Genomic DNA, 20,444 nt, shown 5'->3' on the forward strand with positions numbered 1-20,444 from the left:
TAGAATGTGACGTTCTCAACGGGGTGCCTCTTTCCATCATGTCAGAGCGCTGAGATATACCCGTCGAACCTGAATCGGTTAATGCCGACGTAGGGATTTGAGAGGCAACTTTGCTCAGATCCTTTGCGACTCAACCCTGCCGCTATAGGAGCGCAAAGTGTTAAAAAACGTCCTGCCCGTGCTGCTGTTACTCTCTGCCCCGGTCTTCGCGGCCAAACCTGTCCTGACGGTTTACACCTATGATTCGTTTTCCGCTGACTGGGGACCCGGTCCGGCCGTTAAAAAAGCCTTTGAAACCCAGTGCGGTTGCGAACTGAAATATGTGGCCCTGGAAGACGGGGGTTCGCTGCTGAATCGCGTCCGTCTGGAAGGCAAGAACAGCAAGGCCGATGTGGTCTTAGGGCTGGATAACAACCTCCTGCAGGCCGCGCAACAAACCGGGCTGTTTGCCAAAAGCGACGTTGATACCGGTAAATTGCAGGTTCCCGGCGGCTGGAAGGACACCACCTTTGTGCCCTTCGATTACGGCTACTTCGCGTTCGTCTATAACAAAAACACGCTGAAAAACCCACCAAAGAGCCTGAAAGAACTGGTCGAAAGCCCCGAAAAATGGCGCGTGATTTATGAAGATCCCCGCACCAGCACGCCGGGCCTTGGCCTGCTGCTGTGGATGCAAAAAGTCTACGGGGACAAGGCGCCTGAAGCCTGGCAAAAGCTGGCAAAGAAAACCGTCACGGTGACCAAAGGGTGGAGTGAAGCCTACGGTCTGTTTCTGAAAGGCGAGAGCGATCTGGTGTTGAGCTATACCACGTCGCCGGCTTATCACATTATTGAAGAGAAGAAGGATAACTATGCCGCGGCACCGTTTGCCGAAGGCAACTATCTGCAGGTGGAAGTGGCAGCCCGCCTGGCTAACAGCAAACAACCAAAACTGGCAGAGCAGTTTATGCAGTTCATGGTCACGCCCGCTTTCCAGAATACGATTCCAACCGGCAACTGGATGTACCCGGTGATCAAAACCGACCTGCCTGCAGGCTTTGCTTCACTCAGCGTGCCGAAGACGGCATTACAGTTTTCGCCTGAAGCCGTCGCCAGCCACCGTTCACAATGGGTCAGCCAATGGCAACGCGCCGTGAGTCGCTGATCCCCTTCTGGCTGATTCCGGGTTCACTCGCCACGTTGCTGCTTTGCAGCGTGGCGTTGTCAGCTTTTGCTGCACTGTGGATGGCGGCCCCGGCGATCGACTGGCGCGCGGTTCTGCAGGATACCTATCTGCATCATGTGATTGGCTTTTCATTTACGCAGGCGCTGCTCTCCGCCCTGCTCTCTTTGCTGCCGGCCATTCCGCTGTCCCGAGCTCTCTATCGACGCCGTTTTCCTGGCCGTCAGGGATTATTACGCCTGTGCGCCATGACGCTGGTCTTGCCGGTGCTGGTCGCGGTATTTGGTCTGCTCACTGTCTATGGTCGGATGGGCTGGCTGGCCCGGCTTTGCGCCTGGCTTGGCGTGGACTATCACTTCTCGCCTTACGGGCTTCAGGGCATTTTGCTGGCCCATGTTTTTTTCAACCTGCCGCTGGCCACGCGCCTGATGCTGCAGGCGCTGGAAAGCATTCCGGCCGAACAGCGTCAGCTTGCTGCACAGCTGAATATCCGTGGCTGGCATCACTTTCGGCTCCTTGAATGGCCGTGGCTACGTCGCCAGTTACTGCCTACCGGTGCGTTGATTTTCATGCTCTGCTTCGCCAGTTTTGCCACGGTTCTTTCACTGGGTGGCGGGCCGCGGGCCACCACTATCGAACTGGCCATTTTTCAGGCTTTAAGTTATGACTACGATCCGGGACGCGCCGCACTCCTGGCGTTGATTCAGCTTTGCTGCTGCCTGGTGCTGGTGCTTCTCAGTCAGCGCTTCAGTCACGCCATTCCCGCTGGCAACACGCAGCGCCAGGGCTGGCGCGATCCGCAGGATTCCGTGCTGGCGCGCATCAGCGACATTGCTCTCATCGGTTTAGCCTTGCTGTTACTGCTACCGCCCCTGATCGCAGTGATTATTAATGGCCTGGACGGCGGACTGCGCGGCGCCTTGCAACAACCGGCGTTGTGGCAGGCAACATTCACCTCACTGCGCATCGCCCTGGGCGCTGGCGTGCTGTGCGTGTTACTGACGACCATGCTGCTCTGGAGCAGCCGCGAACTGCGCCTGCGCCAGCGTAAACTTGCCGCACAATTTATGGACACCAGCGGCATGCTGATTCTGGCCATGCCGGGTATCGTGCTGGCAACCGGCTTTTTCCTGCTGCTGAATGCCACTACAGGGCTGCCCGATGCGGCAGATGGCATAGTGATGTTCGCCAATGCACTGATCGCCATTCCCTATGCCCTGAAAGTGCTGGAAAACCCGATGCGGGATATCGCAGAACGCTACAACCACCTGTGCGGTGCATTAGGGATCAGCGGCTGGAACCGCCTGACGCTGATAGAACTCCGTGCACTGAAGCGGCCACTGGCACAGGCGCTGGCGTTTGCCTGCGTACTGTCAATTGGAGACTTTGGCGTCGTGGCGCTGTTCGGTAACGCCGATTTCCGTACGCTGCCGTTCTACCTCTATCAGCAGATTGGTGCCTATCGCGGGGCCGACGGAGCCGTTACCGCATTACTGTTGCTGGTGCTCTGCCTGTCTCTGTTTACTCTGATGGAAAAATTACCGGGTCGCCATGCTGACACTGAATAATCTGACTTACCTGTATCAGCATTTGCCGATGCGTTTTTGCCTTCACGCCGGGCGCGGCGAACGGCTGGCGATTCTTGGTCCAAGCGGCGCGGGTAAGAGTACGTTGTTAAATCTGATTGCCGGCTTTCTGCCCGTCAGCCAGGGCAGTCTGATGATGGATGGCGTCGATCATACCCAAAGCGTGCCCGCTCAGCGCCCGGTATCGATGCTGTTTCAGGAAAACAACCTGTTTCCGCATCTCAGCGTGGAACAGAATCTGGGGCTGGGCTTACATCCCGGGCTCAGGCTGACTGCGGACCAGCGTCAGCAGGTCGCCACCATTGCACAGCAGGTCGGGCTCAGTGAGATGCTGTCGCGCCTGCCAGGCCAGCTCTCAGGTGGACAACGTCAGCGCGTAGCGCTGGCACGCTGCCTGCTGCGCGAGCGGCCGGTATTACTGCTGGATGAACCTTTCTCGGCGCTTGATCCGGCACTGCGTGGCGAGATGCTCAACCTGGTGCGTACCGTCTGCGAAGCCCGTGAAATCACATTACTTATGGTGTCGCACAGTCTTGAAGATGCGCAGCAGATTGCGCCACGCAGCGTGGTGGTGGTAGATGGACGGGTTTACTGGGATGGCGCAACGGACCGGCTGCTGTCAGGGGACGTGCGGGAAGCCGATGTGCTCGGCATCCCACGTCGTTAACCGATAAAGACCTGCCACAGCAGGTGGCGGAAAACTGGCATCATCGGGTGAAACTGAATACCGACGAAGGCCGCAACGGCCACGACCAGGCCCAGTGGCGCGAGCCAGCGCAGTCGTTCAGGCGGCAAATACGCGGTGGCCCAGTCGCGGGTCTTTTCACCGCGCCACCAGCGCCAGCACAGCCAGCATCCCAGCCACACCACAAGGGCAACGGCAACCAGCAGCCAGATAAAGTGACCGCCCTGGGCTTCTTTCGGGACATCAATCGCCACGCCTGCCAGAATCCCCGGCAACAGATAAAGCGGGGGCCATAAAATACAGCCGATCAGATTGGGGGGCAGAAACTTGCGTACCGGCAATTCCAGCATACCTGCCGCCAGCGGGATCAGCGGGCGAGTGGGTCCCACAAAACGGCCGACCAGAATGGTAAACATGCTGTGCTGATACAGCGCATGTTCGGTTTTATCCAGCAGCCCATTGTATTTTTGCAGGTATTTCCAGCGATGAAGCGGCCCCTGAAATTTCCAGCCAATCCCGTAAGAAACCCAGTCGCCAAGCAGACAACCGACGAAGCCAGCGGCCCATGCGGGATACAAACCGATCTGCCCACTGCCCACCAGCGCGCCAAGGCTCGCCATCATCACGGTGCCGGGGAGCAGCAGCCCCACAAACGCCAGTGACTCCAGAAACGTCACCAGCGCCACGGCAAACAGCGCCCACTCCAGCGACTGTGTAATCAGGTGTTGAACCCAGGCTTCCATATCAATCCTCAGAAAAAGCAGAAGGCTGGATTGTCCAGAGCAGACATCACAGCGTCAAGGCAAGAATTGTAGGCCAATATTGACAAAACGCACCGGGAGACACTGTATAAATATCCATGTTATACTTTTTAACCGCATGTCCGATTCGCTATCAGCCTGGAGAATACGTGAATAAGCCCCGCGCAGGGTTTCTGCTGAGCCGTCACTGGCGCGATACGCCGCAAGGCACCGAAATTACGCTCTGGCTGGCCACCGATGACGGTGCTCAGCGCGTCGTGCTGCCCGTGCAGGAATCGGTGACGTTTATTCCCTGCGAGTACCAGGCGCAGGTCGAAACGCTGCTACAGGACGAGCGCCAGGTGCGCATGCAGCCTCTCCAGTTAACCGATTTTCGCCGCCGGCCGGTATTTGGCCTTTACTGCCGCCAGCATCGCCAGCTTCAGTGGATTGAAAAGAAACTGCGCGAAAACGGCATTCCCCTTTACGAATCCGATATTCGTCCGCCTGAACGCTATCTGATGGAACGGTTTATCACCGCGCCCGTGTGGTTCGATGGTGACGCGCAGGGCGATGCGCTGGTTAACGCCCGGCTCAAACCGCATCCTGACTACCGCCCACCGCTGAAATGGGTCTCACTGGATATCGAAACCACCCAGCATGGCGAGCTTTACTGCATTGGCCTTGAAGGCTGCGGCCAGCGTCAGGTTTACATGCTGGGACCGCCTAACGGCGATGCCAGCGCACTGGATTTCGAACTCATTTACCTGGAAACCCGCCCTCAACTGCTGGAGGCGCTCAATCGCTGGTTTGCCGACCACGACCCCGATGTGGTGATCGGCTGGAACGTGGTGCAGTTTGACCTGCGCGTTCTGCAGAAACATGCCGACCGCTATGGCATTCCGTTACGCCTGGGCCGCCAGCAGGCTGTACTAGAATGGCGTGAGCACGGTTTTAAACCCGGCGTGTTTTTTGCCCAGGCGACAGGTCGGCTGATCATTGACGGTATTGATGCGCTGAAATCCGCCTTCTGGGATTTCCCCTCTTTTAGTCTGGAGTCGGTTTCACAACAACTGCTCGGCGAAGGCAAAGCTATTGATAACCCGTGGCAGCGCATGGAAGAGATAAACTGGCGTTTTGCCAACGATAAACCGGCGCTGGCACGCTATAACCTGAAGGACTGCGAGCTGGTCACACGCATCTTCCATAAAACCGAGATCATGCCGTTTTTGCTGGAGCGCGCCGCCGTTAACGGGCTGGCGGTCGATCGCCACGGCGGCTCTGTGGCGGCCTTCAGCCATCTGTATATTCCCCGCATGCATCGGGTCGGTTTTGTCGCCCCCAATCTCGGCGATGTTGCGCCGGAAGCCAGCCCCGGCGGCTATGTGATGGATTCCCGGCCAGGCCTGTATGATTCCGTTTTGGTGCTGGATTACAAAAGTCTTTATCCCTCGATTATCCGCACCTTTCTGATCGATCCCGTCGGCCTCATCGAAGGGCTGGCGCACCCAACGGATGCGGATTCGGTGCCCGGCTTTCGTGAGGCGCGCTTCTCACGCGAAACGCATTGCCTGCCCGCGATTGTGGAACAGATTTGGCAGGGACGCGAAACCGCGAAAAAACAGGGCAATAAGCCCCTGTCGCAGGCCCTGAAAATCATTATGAATGCGTTTTATGGCGTGCTGGGCACCAGCGCCTGCCGCTTTTTTGATCCTCGCCTGGCCTCGTCGATTACGCTGCGCGGTCATGCCATCATGCAGCAAACCCGCGAGCTTATTGAAGCAGAAGGCTATGATGTGATTTATGGCGATACGGATTCTACCTTTGTCTGGCTGAAGTCCGCCCGGGATGAAGCCGAGGCGGAAGCAACAGGCCGCGCACTGGCCGCGAAGGTCAATGACTGGTGGCGTGAACATCTCCAGCAGCAATATGGCCTGATGAGCGCACTCGAACTGGAATATGAAAATCACTTTTGCCGTTTCCTGATGCCAACCATTCGCGGTGCGGAACAGGGCAGTAAGAAACGCTACGCGGGATTAATTCGTGAAGGCGACAGTGAACGTATGGTGTTTAAAGGGCTGGAGTCCGTCCGGACCGACTGGACGCCACTGGCGCAGCAGTTTCAGCAGGAACTCTACAGCCGGATATTTCATCGTCAGCCCTGGGAAGAGTACGTCCGCACAACCGTAACACAGCTGCTGGCGGGCGAACTGGACGATCAGCTCATTTATAAGAAACGCCTGCGTCGTCCGCTGAAGGAGTATGAACGCAATGTGCCGCCTCACGTGCGCGCCGCCCGTCTGGCGGATGAACACAACCGTAAACTGGGTCGGCCGCTGCAATATCAGACCGGTGGCCGCATTCGCTATGTGATAGCGACGGGCGGCCCCGAACCCGTTGAAGCCCGGACCACGCCGCTCGACTACGATCACTACGTCACGAAACAGCTGCAACCTGTTGCCGAAGGCATTTTGCCTTTCGTCGAGGGTGACTTTGCTACACTGATTACCGGGCAACTGGGGCTTTTTTGACAGGTGACGAATGCCCTGCCATCCAGTACCATAACGCCCTTCCTCAAAACTCACTGCTCTGACATACGCACCAGGCCCCTTTTGCCTGGTTGACATGCTATTGCCTGAGAATGGGGAACACCTTCAAAAACGTTAAAAATTCGAGCAAAAATTATATGGTTTTTACATTAGGTCAGCGTTGGATTAGTGATACAGAAAGTGAACTGGGATTAGGTACCGTGGTGGCGATCGATACTCGCATGATCACGCTGCTCTTCCCGGCCACAGGGGAAAATCGCCTCTACGCTCGCAGCGACTCGCCCGTCACCCGCGTGATTTTTAACCCGGGCGATACCGTGACCAGCCATGAGGGCTGGCAAATGCGGGTGGATGAAGTCCGTAATGACAATGACCTGATAACCTATATCGGTACGCGCCTGGATACTGAAGAAACCAACGTGATGCTGCGTGAAGTCATGCTCGACAGCAAACTGGTGTTCAGCAAGCCCCAGGATCGTCTGTTCGCTGGCCAGCTCGATCGCATGGATCGCTTCGCCCTGCGTTTTCGTGCGCGTAAATATCAAAGTGAACAGTACCGCCTGCCCGTCAGTGGCCTGCGTGGGATGCGTACCAACCTGATTCCCCACCAGTTGCATATCGCCCATGATGTGGGCCGTCGCCATGCACCGCGCGTTCTGCTGGCGGATGAAGTGGGTCTGGGTAAAACCATCGAAGCCGGTATGATCATTCAGCAGCAGCTGTTGGCTGGCCGCGCTGAGCGCGTACTGATTGTGGTACCAGAAACGCTGCAACATCAGTGGCTGGTTGAAATGCTGCGCCGCTTCAACCTGCGCTTTGCGCTGTTCGATGACGATCGTTACGCCGAAGCCCAGCACGACAGCGACAATGCCTTCGATACGGAACAACTGATTATCTGTTCGCTGGACTTTGTTCGTCGCAATAAGCTGCGTCTTGATAAGCTGGCCGACGCGGACTGGGATCTCCTGGTGGTCGATGAAGCGCATCACCTGGCCTGGTCTGAAGGTGAGCCAAGTCGTGAATACCAGGTCATTGAAAAGCTCGCCGAAAACACACCAGGCGTCCTGCTACTGACCGCCACGCCAGAACAACTGGGCATGGAAAGCCACTTCGCACGCCTGCGCCTGCTCGATCCCGATCGTTTCCACGACTTCGCCGCCTTCGTCGAAGAGCAACAGCATTTCCGTCCGATTGCCGATGCGGTCACCTCCCTGCTGGCGGATAATCCCATCTCGCAAGACGAGATGAATATGATCAATGAGCTGGTTGGCGAGCAGGATATCGAACCGCTGCTACAGGTCGCCAACAGTGACCGCGAGGGCAAACAAGAGGCGCGCCAGGAACTCATTTCCATGCTGATGGATCGCCACGGCACCAGCCGCGTGTTGTTCCGTAACACCCGTAACGGCGTGAAGGGCTTCCCGAAACGGGAATTGCATACCATTCGCCTGCCGTTGCCAGCTCAGTACCAGACGGCCATCAAAGTTTCCAGCATCATGGGCGCGCGTAAAAGCGCCGAAGAACGCGCGCGCGACCTGCTCTATCCGGAGCAGATTTATCAAGAGTTTGAAGGCGACACCGGCACCTGGTGGAACTTCGATCCACGTGTAGAATGGCTTATGGGCTATCTGACCAGCAACCGTAAAGAGAAGGTGCTGGTGATTTGCGCGCAGGCCGCAACCGCTCTGCAACTGGAGCAGGTATTACGCGAGCGTGAAGGTATCCGTGCCGCCGTGTTCCACGAAGGGCTGTCGATTATTGAACGCGATCGGGCTGCGGCCTGGTTTGCCTCAGAAGAAAACGGCGCACAGGTTCTGCTGTGTTCAGAAATCGGCTCTGAAGGCCGTAACTTCCAGTTCGCCAGCCGCCTGGTTATGTTCGATCTGCCGTTTAACCCGGATCTGCTGGAGCAGCGCATCGGTCGTCTGGATCGTATCGGTCAGGCGCATGACATTCAGATTCTGGTGCCATGGCTGGAAAAAACCGCTCAGGCGGTCCTGCTGCGCTGGTATCACGAAGGGCTGGATGCCTTTGAGCACACCTGTCCGACCGGCAGAACCCTCTATGACAGCGTGCACGCTGAACTGATTAATTATCTGGCTGCGCCGGAAAACAGTGAAGGCTTTGATGACTTTATCGACGCCTGCCGTAAACAGCATGACGCGCTGAAATCTCAGCTTGAACAAGGTCGGGATCGGTTACTGGAGTTGAACTCGAACGGCGGCGACGCCGCGCAGATGCTGGCGAATACCATTGCCGAGCAGGATAACGACACCGAGCTGGTCAACTTTGCCCTGAATCTGTTTGATATCGTGGGCATCAATCAGGAAGATCGTAGCGATAACCTGATTGTGCTGACGCCGTCAGATCATATGCTAGTCCCGGATTTCCCGGGCTTACCTGAAGACGGTTGCACCATCACGTTCAACCGCGATCAGGCCCTGTCGCGTGAAGATACCCAGTTTATTACCTGGGAACATCCGCTGATCCGTAACGGCCTGGATCTGATCCTGTCGGGCGACACGGGCAGTTGTGCGCTGTCGCTGCTGAAGAATAAGGCATTGCCTGTCGGCACGCTGCTGGTAGAACTGATTTACGTGGTGGAATCTCAGGCACCTAAGCATCTGCAGTTAACCCGTTTCCTGCCGCCAACGCCTGTGCGTTTGCTGTTAGATCGCAAGGGCACTAACCTGGCAGGTAAAGTGGAGTTCGAGAGCTTCAACCGTCAGTTGAATGCGGTCAACCGCCACACAGGCAGTAAGCTGGTGAACGCCGTCCAGCAGGATGTTCACGCTATTCTTACCCTGGCGGAAAAAGAAGTCGTCAGTGAAGCACGTGCCATAATCGATACGGCACGGCGTGAAGCGAGTGAAAAGCTGGGGGCCGAGTTATCGCGTCTGGAAGCCCTGAAAGCCGTCAACCCCAATATTCGTGACGATGAAGTTGACGCGCTGGAAAGCAATCGTGAGCAGGTGCTGGAAAGTCTGGATGAAGCCACCTGGCGCCTGGATGCGCTGCGTCTGATTGTGGTTACGCATCAGTAAGTTCAGGGCCGCAAGGCCCTCTTTTTTGGAATAATGTATGGAACCCTATAATCCGCCGCTTGAGCCCTGGCTGCACATTCTCTATCAGGATGCGCACATCATGGTGGTGAATAAGCCCAGCGGCCTGCTTTCCGTGCCGGGTCGACTTGAGGCGCACAAAGACAGCGTGATGACGCGGATCCAGCGGGATTATCCTGAAGCCGAATCGGTGCATCGGCTGGATATGGCCACCAGCGGCGTGATTGTCGTCGCACTGACGAAAGCCGCTGAGCGTGAACTAAAACGTCAGTTTCGCGAGCGCGAGCCCGCCAAAACCTATGTCGCTCAGGTCTGGGGACATCTGGCAGAGGAAAAAGGCCTGGTGGATTTGCCCTTGATTTGTGACTGGCCCAACCGGCCAAAACAGAAAGTGTGTTTTGAGACGGGTAAGTCGGCACAAACCGAGTATCAGGTGGTGGAATATCGGGACGATAACAGCGCACGCGTCACGTTGAAGCCCATTACCGGCCGTTCGCACCAGTTGCGCGTGCATATGCTGGCGCTGGGCCATCCGATACTTGGGGACGGGTTTTATGCTCACCCAGAAGCCAGGGCAATGGCAAGCCGGCTTCTGCTGCATGCCGAATCGCTGACCATCACGCATCCTGCTTTTGGCAGTGCGATGACCTTCAAGCAGCCCGCCGATTTCTGACCGGCCCGTTTATGACTCGCGCCCCGCGGATGAATCACCGGGGCGCCGCCGCTTACTTAAAGCCTTTTTCTTTGCGAATCAGATCGTAAGCCGACTGAATGTCCTGCGCTTTCTGTTTGGCCATTTCCATCATTTCTGGCGGTAATCCTTTTGCCACCAGCTTATCGGGATGGTGCTCACTCATCAGTTTGCGATAGGCTCGCTTGATGGTAGTGGCATCATCACTGCTTTTCACGCCCAGCACATTACAGGCATCGTCCAGCGTAGGACCGCGTTGTGCCTGCTGGAAACCGCCTTGAGAATAACTGCGGCCGCCGCCAAACTGCTGGCCGCCTTCCATCATGCGCAGAAACTGATCGAACTGGCTGTGTGAAATGCCCAACTCTTCACCAATAACGTACAGGACCTGACGTTCGTTGGGATGCAGTGTGCCGTCGGCAAACGCGGCCTGAATCTGAATTTCCAGAAACATCCGAATCAGGTCAAAACGACCAAAGCAGGCACTGCGTAATTCGCGCAGTTTGGTCCGCAACGGATATTCGCCCTGTTTGCCCTCACGAAAAGCACGTTGTGCGGCAGTACGCGCCTCACCGTGAAGCTGCATGCGGTCCATAAACAGAGACGCAATCTGGATGTCCGCTTCCGTTACGCGCCCTTTCGATTTGGTTAAATGCCCCATCACCTGAAACGTGGTGCTGAAAAACAGTGACTGTCGGGTCTGGGTGTTTGAAAAGTACGCCTTGCTTTGTGCGCCGCGAACCTTGTCAAATCCATGCCCAATGATCAGGCCGATTACAATTCCCCAAAAGCCCGCGCCAGACAATAATCCCAGCACCAGACCTATAACTTTTCCCCAGTAGCGCATAAACTCCTCAATTCGCCATGCTTACGGCTGAAAATTGCATTATCATACCTGTCATTTATCTCAGCGCCTAACGGCAGCGCGGACAGAAAAGGATTAACACTGGCGCAACGCCAGGCAGTGCGTTAGTCTCTGACCCGATTGTCGGCATGATGCCAGTTTTCATGGAATTCTCGATACCGCGTATGAAAAAACGTATACCTACTCTGCTGGCCACCCTGATCGGCGCAGCCATTAGCCAGCAAGCCTTCGCCGACGATTTAATGTCGCAGTGTATGTTAGGCGTGCCGAGTTATAATCGCCCTCTGGTCAATGGCGATCCCAATCAGTTGCCCGTTACTATTCACTCGGATTCCGTGAAAGGCAACTATCCTGATGATGCCATTTTCAAAGGTGATGTAGACGTCAGCCAGGGCAACAGCCGCATGCTGGCTGATGAGGTGCAACTTCACCAACGCCAGCCAGAAGGTCAGACGACGCCCGTCCGGACCGTCGATGCGCTAGGTAATGTGCACTACGACGATAATCAGGTCATCCTGAAAGGTCCGAAAGCCTGGTCGAATCTTAACACCAAAGATACTAACGTCTGGGACGGTGATTATCAGATGGTCGGCCGCCAGGGGCGGGGTACAGGCGATCAAATGAAGCTGCGTGGACAAAACCGTTACACCATCATGGAAAACGGCACCTTCACGTCCTGTCTGCCCGGCAGTAACAGCTGGAGCGTGGCGGGGTCCGAAATCATTCAGGATCGCCAGGAAGAAGTGGCAGAGATCTGGAACGCGCGCTTTAAGCTTGGCCCGGTTCCGGTGTTTTACAGCCCGTATCTGCAGTTGCCGCTGGGCGATCGGCGCCGCTCAGGCTTCCTGATCCCTAATGCCAAATACGGCAGCAGTAACGGTTTCGAGTTTATTCTGCCTTACTACTGGAACATCGCGCCTCAGGCCGATGCCACCATTACGCCGCACTATATGAGTAAACGTGGTCTGCAATTGCAGAACGAATTCCGTTACCTCACAGAAGCGGGCGCAGGCCTGGTCGAATTTGACTATCTGGCCTCAGACAAGCAGTACGACAATGATAAAGCGTTACGTCAAATCGCGCAGAACGACAGTTCTGATCGCTGGTTGTTTTACTGGCGTCATGCCGGTGTATATGACCAGCACTGGCGCTTTAACGCCGACTATACCAAAGTCAGCGATCCGTTCTATTTCAACGATTTGACGTCACCCTATTACACGTCCACCGACGGCTATGCCTCACAGAAATTTAGCGTCGGTTATGCGGATACTAACTGGGACGCAACCCTGTCGACCAAAGATTTCCAGATTTTTGGTAATACCAGTAACAGCAATGTCTATCGTGCCTTCCCGCAACTTGACCTGAACTGGTACCAGAACGATGTCGGTCCGTTCGACACGCGGGTCTATGCTCAGGCTGTGAAATTTGTCAATGTAAACAGCAAGTTCCCTGAAACCACGCGTTTACATGTTGAACCTACGCTCGATCTGCCGTTATCAAACAGCTGGGCCAGCCTGGATACTGAAGCCAAATTTCTGGCCACGCACTATCAGCAAAAAGATGTTGATTACTACAACGCTAACTTTGCCCCCACCAGCACTACCAGCGGTGTCCTGAAAGACTCCGTCAACCGCACATTACCGCAGTTTAAAGTCGATGGGCGCATGGTATTTGATCGTGATATGGACTGGGCGCAGGGTTACACCCAAACGCTGGAGCCAAGGGTTCAGTACCTGTATATCCCGTATCGGGACCAGAGCGACATCTATCCTTACGACTCCACGCTGCTGCAAACGGACTACACCGGCCTGTTCCGCGATCGCTCTTACAGCGGTCTGGATCGCATCGCCTCAGCGAACCAGGTCGCGACCGGTGTGACTACACGAATTTATGATAATGATCTGGTTGAACGTTTTAACGTTTCTGTGGGTCAAATCTATTCGTTCACGCCTTCGCGTACAGGCGTTAACCAGACCAATAAAGATGACGATACCGGCAGTCTTCTTTGGGCCGGGGATACGTACTGGAAGATCAGCGAACGCTGGGGCGTGCGTGGCGGGCTGCAATACGATACCCGCCTGAATAACGTGGCGCAGGGCAATACCGTGCTGGAATACCGTCGTGATGCTGACCGTATGGTGCAGTTGAGCTACCGTTACAGCAGCCCGGAGTATGTTGCTTCTGCGCTTAACGACAGCTCACTGGTGAATAACCCGATTTATAAAAACGGGATTTCACAGGTTGGCACCACGGCAAGTTGGCCAATTCATGATGCCTGGTCGGTGGTTGGCGCGTATTACTACGATACGCGCAATAATCGCCCGGCATCACAGCTGGTTGGCCTGCAGTACAGCTCGTGTTGCTACGCGATTCGTCTGGGATATGAACGTAAAATCAACGGTTGGGAAAACAACGACAGTAAGTACGACAACCAAATCTCATTCAACATTGAGTTACGTGGCCTGAGCTCGAATTATGGCCTGGGCACTGGCCAGATGCTGAGTCAGGGGATCATCCCTTACCAGCGTGCATTCTGATGTTGTGATGTTTGACAGGCAATCCCGCAGTGCGGAACCAATAATGGATAAAGTATGAAGAACTGGAGAATGCTGATTCTTGGTGTGGCGATCAGTGCCAACACCGTGTTCGCAGCACCACAAGTGGTTGATAAAGTTGCAGCTGTGGTTAATAACGGCGTGGTCCTTGAGAGTGACGTGGACAGCATGATGAACACCGTTAAATCTCAGGCGAAACAGGCCGGCCAGCAGCTACCGGACGATAAAACCTTACGCCATCAGATCCTTGAGCGTGAGATTATGGACGCGATCATTCTGCAGTTAGGCGATAAAGCCGGTTTGCAAATCAGCGATCAGCAGCTGGATCAGGCCATTCAGAATATTGCCGCACAAAACCACATGACCCTCGATCAACTGCGCAGTCGTCTGGCCTATGACGGTATGGACTACAACACGTATCGGTCGCAGATTCGTAAAGAGATGCTGATCTCTGAAGTCCGTAATAACGAAGTCCGCCGTCGCGTCACCATCCTGCCGCAGGAAGTGGATACGCTGGCAAAACAGGTGGGTGCGCAGAATACTCAAGGGACTGAGATGAATATCAGCACCATTCTTCTGCCGCTGCCTGAAAACCCGACACAACAGCAGGTTGACGACCAGGAAAAACTGGCAAAACAGCTGGTGAGCGAACTGAAGGGCGGTGCTGATTTCGGCAAACTGGCCGTTACCTACTCCGCTGACTCCCAGGCCCTGAAAGGCGGCAATATGGGCTGGTCAAAAATTGAAGAGCTGCCGACGCTGTTTGCTCAGGCTCTGGCCACGGCGAAAAAAGGCGATATCGTTGGTCCGATTCGTTCCGGTGTGGGCTTCCATATTCTGAAAGTGAACGATTTGCGTGGCGAAAGCAAAAACATCTCTGTCACCGAGGTGCATGCACGCCATATTCTGCTGAAGCCGTCACCGATCATGACTGACGATCAGGCCCGCGCGAAGCTGGAACAAATTGCCGCCGATATCCGCAGCGGTAAAACCACTTTTGCGGCCGCCGCAAAACAATTCTCTGACGATCCGGGCTCGGCTAACCAGGGCGGCGATCTGGGATGGACCTCGCCTGAAGTCTTTGACCCGGCGTTCCGCGATGCGCTACTACGCCTGAAAAAAGGGGAAATTAGCCAGCCCGTTCATTCCTCTTTCGGCTGGCATTTGATTCAGTTGCTGGACACGCGTCAGGTTGATAAAACGGATGCAGCCCAGAAAGAGCGTGCTTACCGCATGCTGTTCAACCGCAAGTTCGCGGAAGAAGCGCAGACCTGGATGCAGGAGCAACGTGCAGGGGCTTACGTGAAAATTTTGGATAACAATGCGCAGTGATTGTCGTGTGGTGATTACGCCCGGCGAACCCGCCGGGATTGGTCCCGATCTGGCTGTGCAACTGGCTCAACAGGCCTGGCCTGTTGAGCTGGTCGTTTGTGCGTCTCCCCAGCTCTTGCTGCAGCGCGCCGCATTGCTGGGTTTGCCTCTGACCCTTCGTCTTTACGATTCTGCCGAGCCTCCAGTGCCCCAGCAGGCCGGTACACTCACCGTCCTTCCCGTTGAACTCCCGCAGCCCGTCACACCCGGTACGCTTTGTGTCGACAACGGTCACTATGTACTGGAAACGCTGGCTCGCGCCTGCGACGGCTGCTTGTCCGGTGAGTTTGCTGCATTGATTACCGGCCCTGTGCATAAGGGCGTGATCAATGACGCGGGGATACCGTTTACAGGCCATACCGAATTCTTTGCCGAGCGTGCAGGCGCGCACCGCGTGGTCATGATGCTGGCAACAGAGCAGTTACGCGTCGCGCTTGCGACCACGCACCTGCCGTTAAAAGCGGTCGCTGACGCCGTCACCCGGGATTGCCTGCATGAAGTGATCACGATCCTGCATCAGGATCTCAAAGAGAAATTCGCGATCGCCCAGCCGCATATTTTTGTCTGTGGGCTGAATCCTCATGCGGGTGAAGGCGGCCACATGGGTCGGGAAGAGATAGACACGATTATCCCGGCACTGAATGAACTCCGCCAGCAGGGTATTCAGCTGACTGGCCCATTGCCCGCGGACACACTTTTCCAGCCCAAATATCTGCAACATGCCGATGCGGTGCTGGCGATGTATCACGATCAGGGCTTACCGGTCCTCAAATTTCAGGGATTTGGTCGCGCGGTGAATATTACCCTCGGCCTGCCGTTTATCCGTACCTCAGTCGATCACGGCACCGCGCTTGAACTAGCCGGGCTGGGTCAGGCTGACGCGGGCAGCTTTATCACGGCGCTTAATCTCGCCATCACTATGATCAAGAGCAGTAATGAATAATCGCGTCCATCAGGGGCACTTCGCCCGTAAACGTTTCGGGCAGAACTTCCTGAACGATCAATACATTATCGACAGCATTGTCTCCGCCATTCATCCGCAACGCGACGAAGCGTTAGTCGAGATTGGGCCGGGCCTCGGTGCCCTGACAGAACCGGTCGGCGAACGTCTCGACAGCTTAACGGTTGTGGAGCTTGACCGCGATCTGGCAGCCCGCCTGCAGACACATCCGTTTTTAGGTCCTAAGCTGACGATTTATCAGCAGGATGCCATGACTTTTGATTTTGCCGCGCTGGCTAAAGAGAAAGGCCAGCCGCTACGCGTCTTTGGTAATCTGCCCTACAACATTTCGACCCCGCTGATGTTTCATCTGTTCAGCTATACTGGTTCGATTAAAGATATGCACTTCATGCTGCAGAAAGAAGTGGTTAATCGCCTGGTGGCCGGTCCGGGCAGCAAAGCATATGGTCGCCTGAGCGTCATGGCGCAGTATTACTGCCAGGTCATCCCGGTGCTGGAAGTGCCACCGCACGCTTTTACGCCGCCTCCTAAGGTGGATTCAGCGGTAGTACGTTTGGTGCCTTTTATGACGCCACCGCATCCGGTAAAAGACGTGCGTATTTTAAGCCGTATTACCACGGAAGCGTTCGGCCAACGTCGTAAAACGCTGCGTAACAGCCTGAGCCATATGGTGACTGCGGGTGCGCTGGAAGACTTGTCGATCGATACGGGCCTGCGTGCAGAAAACGTGTCGGTTGCGCAATATTGTCAGTTAGCAAACTGGTTGGCAGACCATCTGGATAAACCGCAGGAGTAACCTATGAGTGAACCGGCCCGCGTATCGATCCACGTCCAAAGCCTTTATGTCGCCTCGCAATCCTCACCGGAAGAAGAGCGTTATGTTTTTGCTTATACCGTTACGATCCGCAATTTAGGCCGCTCCTCTGTGCAACTGCTCGGGCGCTACTGGTTGATCACCAACGGCAATGGACGTGAAACAGAAGTTCAGGGTGAAGGCGTAATCGGTGAACAACCACACATTGCGTCCGGTAGTGAATACCAATATACCAGTGGCGCGGTGCTTGAAACGCCTATGGGCACGATGCAGGGCCACTATGTGATGGTGGATGAGCAAGGCGATACGTTTCACGTCGACATCCCCGTTTTCCGCCTGGCTGTTGAAAGCCATATTCACTGAACCTGATGCCTTTCGCCCGACTAACGGGCGACTGTTTTTAGTTGGATAATTCACAATGAATACTTACCTGATTGGCGACGTTCACGGTTGTTATGATGAATTACGTGCTCTGCTAAACCAGGTGAACTATGATCCTGGTCAGGATACCTTGTGGCTGACAGGTGATCTGGTCGCACGTGGGCCCGGCTCGCTGGAGGTACTACGCTACGTCAAATCGCTGGGAGACAGCGTTCGCCTGGTTCTGGGCAATCACGATCTGCATTTGCTGGCCGTTTATGCCGGCATCAGCCGCAATAAACCTAAAGATCGCCTGACGCCACTGCTGGAAGCGGAAGACGCAGATGAATTGATCAACTGGCTACGTCGGCAGCCTCTGCTGCAGGTTGATGAAGAAAAGAAGCTGGTGATGGGCCATGCGGGCATTACGCCGCAGTGGGATCTGGAGACGGCGCAACGCTGCGCGCGTGAAGTCGAAGCCGTCCTGGCCAGTGACAGCTATCCGCTGTTCCTTGATGCCATGTATGGCGACATGCCGAATAACTGGAGCGAATCCCTGTCCGGCCTGGCGCGGCTACGTTTCTCTACTAACGCGCTGACCCGTATGCGTTTTTGCTTCCCAAACGGACAGCTCGATATGATTTGTAAGGATGCGCCTGAATCAGCGCCGCCACCGCTTAAACCCTGGTTTACGATTGAAGGGCCCGTTGCCCGCGATCACACCATTGTGTTTGGGCACTGGGCATCACTGGAAGGCAAAGGGACACCAGAGGGCATTATCGGTCTGGATACCGGTTGCTGCTGGGGTGGGAATCTGACCCTGCTGCACTGGGAAACGCAGCGTTATTATGTTCAGCCTTCCAACCGCCAGCTTTCTGTACCAGACGATCTGTCACCCCAACAGTCAGCCAGCTGATCCACCGCCATAAAAACGCCTTGTCCCAACAACAAGGCATTTTTCGATCCCCCATTAACGACGTCGTTCGAGGATCTCGAAGCAGTAGCTGTGCGAATTCTGCTCGTCAGCGTCATGGAATTCGCTAAAGGTAGAATGCCATTCATCCGGTTCGTAGTCCGGGAACTGGGTATCCCCTTCTACTTCAGCATCAATATGCGTCAGATAAAGGCGGTCAGCGCGGGCTAACATCTGTTCATAAATGCGGCCGCCGCCAATGACCATGATCTCTTCAGCTTCACCCGCAGCATTTACTGCGTCATCCAGCGACGTTACCCAGGTAACGCCTTCTGCGTGACCGGGTTTACTGCTGACCACAATATTCAACCGGCCCGGTAAAGGCCGGCCGATCGATTCAAAAGTCAGCCTGCCCATAATGACGGGCTTTTTTAGTGTGTTGCGCTTAAACCACGCCAGATCTGCAGGCAGGTCCCACGGCATGGCGTTTTCCATTCCAATAATGCGATCTGCTGCTAATGCCGCGATAAGACTAATCATGTTAAAAAGCTCGCTGAAAAAAAACAGGCGCCATGATACGTAAAGGTTAAACCTTCGTCGATAGCAGGAACGGGCTTCTTAAATAAAGCGGCATAGACACCGCCTTTCAGAGTTTGTACAGGGTTTTACTCCGCAAAAATCGCGGTTATAACCCTTAAATCGCCAGATAATGACGCGAGTGCGTGATAAACACAGAGAATAAAACGGCTCCAGACGGAGCCGTTGGGATTATCAGAAATCGTAGCGGAAGCGAACCAGATTCATGTCGCCCTGATTATCCGTGCTGGACGTGAAGACATGTTCGTAATCCACACGGAAACCATAGTCAAGGAACAGCGTTACGCCCAGACCATTGTCGATGCGCTGGTAGTTACGGCCATTCGCATATTCTAAACGGTCACCCATGACATAAGGCTGAACGGCTTTGACACCATATTGCGCCACCGGGATTTTATATCCGGCGTAATATTCGATGCCCCAGGCATCATCCGCAAAATAGTTATTCACGTTGCGCTGTTTGGTGGTCATGAAGTTTTGGTACCAGCCCCCCCCTGCTGACAGGGTCCAGTTACCTGGCGTCCAGCTCAATGCTGTTCCAAAAATATTTTGGTCGTAATCTTTACTGTTGCCAGTAGCAGGATTACGCATGCTGGCGCGGGTGTAGTTCCAGGCCGTGCCCCATGCCAGGGTAGGCGTAATATTGTAATTCACACCCAGCGAGCCACCGCCCTGGCGCTTATAGCGCAGCCCGTTGCCCGGCAGATACTCGTTATCGCTAAACAGGTAAGAGGCGTAAAGATCGACTGCCCCATAACTGTTTTTGTATTTCAGCTGCTTACGAGAACGGTAGGAACCATCGTAATCACCGTTAATGCCGTTGACCGGTGCCTGGGCCAGCATGTCGTAATCCCAGATATCCGTCTTGGCACCCACAACATCGTAATAAACGCTGTTCTGCTGACCAAAGGTTAACTGGCCCCAGGTCTTACTTTTCAGGCCGGTATAAAGCTGGCGGCGAGTAGTCTCGTGCGCACCTTTAGCGTAGTGATTATCCCAGTTGAACACGGCCGGAATATTAACGCCCAGTTCATAGTAGCTGGTCCAGCTAATATCATCGAACAGGTAGTAGTCGGCGCTGAAACGGAAACGGGATCCGCCGTCAAAGCCATTACGCTTGTAAGATTTATCGTTGACGCCGGTTTGATGATTAAACTGGGGGCGAATGCTGCCACCAAATTTGAAATCGAGACGGCTAAGGGGATCGCCTGCTTGTGGGTCTTGTTTAAGAAGAGTGATTTCAGCCTGGCTGGAAAACGTGACCAGAGCCAACAGTGCAGCCACTGCACTCAGTGCAAAATTACGCGCTTTCATTGTTATGAATATCCTGTTTACGCTCTCTTCATGAGCGGGCAGGATATTACATTGGCCATGCATGACTTGGTAGTACTTTGTATTATAAATTTGTGCGAAAAAGCGAATCAGGCATGATTTGATAATATTTAAATCAAATTTCTTAAATTGTTTACCCACCTCTCTCTTTTGCCGGAATCGTATCAGACATCGTACGGCTTTTTTGCTTCAGTCATTTCC

Annotated in this window: 16 protein-coding genes and 1 riboswitch; of the genes, 12 read left to right on the forward strand and 4 right to left on the reverse strand. The window is 54.8% G+C overall.

Annotated features, from left to right (window positions below; translation table 11 throughout):
- Positions 1-9 precede the first annotated feature (9 nt).
- A riboswitch (TPP riboswitch) is annotated at positions 10-114 on the forward strand.
- A 43-nt stretch (positions 115-157) separates the two neighbouring features.
- The 3 genes from thiB to thiQ are packed head-to-tail and all read left to right on the forward strand — an operon-like array spanning position 158 to position 3,415.
- A complete protein-coding gene (thiB, locus tag GC090_RS16990; RefSeq protein ID WP_324020491.1) occupies positions 158-1,144 on the forward strand; it encodes a thiamine ABC transporter substrate binding subunit in 987 nt (328 codons plus the stop codon).
- Positions 1,120-2,730: a thiamine/thiamine pyrophosphate ABC transporter permease ThiP gene (gene thiP / locus GC090_RS16995; RefSeq protein ID WP_324020492.1), complete on the forward strand. Its 1,611-nt coding sequence runs from the start codon at positions 1,120-1,122 to the stop codon at positions 2,728-2,730. Before thiB ends, thiP begins: the two co-directional genes overlap by 25 nt.
- Positions 2,714-3,415 carry a thiamine ABC transporter ATP-binding protein ThiQ gene (gene thiQ, locus GC090_RS17000; RefSeq protein ID WP_324020495.1) on the forward strand — a complete coding sequence of 234 codons (702 nt, stop codon included), beginning with the start codon at positions 2,714-2,716 and terminating at the stop codon, positions 3,413-3,415. Before thiP ends, thiQ begins: the two co-directional genes overlap by 17 nt.
- Here thiQ and GC090_RS17005 read toward each other — a convergent pair.
- Positions 3,412-4,176: a DedA family protein gene (locus tag GC090_RS17005; RefSeq protein WP_324020497.1), complete on the reverse strand. Its 765-nt coding sequence runs from the start codon at positions 4,174-4,176 to the stop codon at positions 3,412-3,414. The two genes, thiQ and GC090_RS17005, sit on opposite strands and share 4 nt — an antisense overlap.
- A gap of 167 nt (positions 4,177-4,343) precedes the next feature.
- Here GC090_RS17005 and polB point away from each other — a divergent pair, with 167 nt between their 5' ends.
- The 3 genes from polB (at position 4,344) to rluA (ending at position 10,457) form a co-directional block, all read left to right on the forward strand.
- On the forward strand, positions 4,344-6,704 hold the full coding sequence (gene polB / locus GC090_RS17010) for a DNA polymerase II (RefSeq protein WP_324020499.1): 2,361 nt from the start codon (positions 4,344-4,346) through the stop codon (positions 6,702-6,704).
- A 155-nt stretch (positions 6,705-6,859) separates the two neighbouring features.
- Positions 6,860-9,766 (forward strand): RNA polymerase-associated protein RapA, encoded by a 2,907-nt coding sequence (rapA, locus tag GC090_RS17015; protein WP_033740345.1) that lies wholly within the window; start codon positions 6,860-6,862, stop codon positions 9,764-9,766.
- A 37-nt stretch (positions 9,767-9,803) separates the two neighbouring features.
- The gene (gene rluA, locus GC090_RS17020) at positions 9,804-10,457 is read left to right on the forward strand and encodes a bifunctional tRNA pseudouridine(32) synthase/23S rRNA pseudouridine(746) synthase RluA (RefSeq protein ID WP_324020501.1); all 654 of its coding nucleotides are present in this window, start codon (positions 9,804-9,806) and stop codon (positions 10,455-10,457) included.
- Positions 10,458-10,509: 52 nt separating this feature from the next.
- Here the strand turns inward: rluA and djlA are convergent, their stop codons facing one another.
- Positions 10,510-11,322: a co-chaperone DjlA gene (gene djlA, locus GC090_RS17025; RefSeq protein WP_006117650.1), complete on the reverse strand. Its 813-nt coding sequence runs from the start codon at positions 11,320-11,322 to the stop codon at positions 10,510-10,512.
- A gap of 182 nt (positions 11,323-11,504) precedes the next feature.
- On the opposite strand from djlA, the gene lptD reads away from it, so the two are divergent.
- From lptD to apaH, 6 genes are read left to right on the forward strand one after another with little or no spacing between them, the layout of a single operon-like run.
- Positions 11,505-13,877, forward strand: a complete 2,373-nt coding sequence (gene lptD, locus GC090_RS17030; RefSeq protein ID WP_054688462.1) for an LPS assembly protein LptD — start codon at positions 11,505-11,507, stop codon at positions 13,875-13,877.
- Between the two features lie 54 nt (positions 13,878-13,931).
- Positions 13,932-15,227, forward strand: coding sequence for a peptidylprolyl isomerase SurA (gene surA / locus GC090_RS17035; protein WP_054634509.1), 1,296 nt, complete (start codon positions 13,932-13,934; stop codon positions 15,225-15,227).
- Positions 15,217-16,209: a 4-hydroxythreonine-4-phosphate dehydrogenase PdxA gene (pdxA, locus tag GC090_RS17040; protein WP_054634510.1), complete on the forward strand. Its 993-nt coding sequence runs from the start codon at positions 15,217-15,219 to the stop codon at positions 16,207-16,209. Before surA ends, pdxA begins: the two co-directional genes overlap by 11 nt.
- Positions 16,202-17,023, forward strand: a complete 822-nt coding sequence (gene rsmA, locus GC090_RS17045) for a 16S rRNA (adenine(1518)-N(6)/adenine(1519)-N(6))-dimethyltransferase RsmA (RefSeq protein WP_324020503.1) — start codon at positions 16,202-16,204, stop codon at positions 17,021-17,023. Before pdxA ends, rsmA begins: the two co-directional genes overlap by 8 nt.
- Before the next feature lie 3 nt (positions 17,024-17,026).
- Positions 17,027-17,404, forward strand: coding sequence for a Co2+/Mg2+ efflux facilitator ApaG/CorD (gene apaG / locus GC090_RS17050; RefSeq protein ID WP_006117645.1), 378 nt, complete (start codon positions 17,027-17,029; stop codon positions 17,402-17,404).
- A 55-nt stretch (positions 17,405-17,459) separates the two neighbouring features.
- Positions 17,460-18,317: a bis(5'-nucleosyl)-tetraphosphatase (symmetrical) ApaH gene (gene apaH / locus GC090_RS17055; RefSeq protein ID WP_033740231.1), complete on the forward strand. Its 858-nt coding sequence runs from the start codon at positions 17,460-17,462 to the stop codon at positions 18,315-18,317.
- 54 nt (positions 18,318-18,371) lie between these two features.
- Here the strand turns inward: apaH and folA are convergent, their stop codons facing one another.
- Positions 18,372-18,854 carry a type 3 dihydrofolate reductase gene (folA, locus tag GC090_RS17060; protein WP_006117643.1) on the reverse strand — a complete coding sequence of 161 codons (483 nt, stop codon included), beginning with the start codon at positions 18,852-18,854 and terminating at the stop codon, positions 18,372-18,374.
- 231 nt (positions 18,855-19,085) lie between these two features.
- Positions 19,086-20,225 (reverse strand): porin, encoded by a 1,140-nt coding sequence (locus GC090_RS17065; RefSeq protein ID WP_039338767.1) that lies wholly within the window; start codon positions 20,223-20,225, stop codon positions 19,086-19,088.
- Positions 20,226-20,444: the final 219 nt, after the last annotated feature.

The organism is Pantoea sp. JZ29 (assembly GCF_035190385.1).
GTDB classification, from domain to species: Bacteria; Pseudomonadota; Gammaproteobacteria; order Enterobacterales; family Enterobacteriaceae; genus Pantoea; species Pantoea stewartii.